The organism is Nonomuraea sp. bgisy101 (genome assembly GCF_057708945.1).
On the sequence record NZ_JBYITD010000126.1, the window covers coordinates 1 to 517 of the forward strand.

Genomic DNA, 517 nt, shown 5'->3' on the forward strand with positions numbered 1-517 from the left:
TGAGACCGAACTCGCGCGTGCCGAGGAGGTCGACTACGTCGACGTCTCCGCGCGCCAGATGGTCTCCGTCGCGACCGCGATGATCCCGTTCCTGGAGCACGACGACGCCAACCGCGCGCTCATGGGCTCCAACATGCAGAGGCAGTCCGTGCCGCTGCTGAAGAGCGAGGCGCCGCTGGTCGGCACCGGCATGGAGTACCGTGCCGCGACCGACGCGGGCGACGTCATCAGCGCTGAGAAGGCCGGCGTGGTCGAGGAGGTCTCCGCCGACTACGTCACGGTCATGAACGACGACGGCACCCGCACCACCTACCGTGTCGCCAAGTTCAAGCGTTCCAACCAGGGCACCTCGTTCAACCAGAAGCCCATCGTCGCCGAGGGCGACAGGGTCGAGGTCAACCAGGTCATCGCCGACGGTCCCTGCACCGACAACGGCGAGATGGCCCTGGGCAAGAACCTTCTCGTGGCGTTCATGCCGTGGGAAGGCCACAACTACGAAGACGCGATCATCCTTTCC

The 517-nt window shown here is 65.8% G+C and carries 1 pseudogene; it reads left to right on the forward strand.

The window, feature by feature from the left end:
* Positions 1-517 (forward strand): annotated as a pseudogene (locus AC3EO4_RS55730) (DNA-directed RNA polymerase subunit beta); the annotation flags it as partial.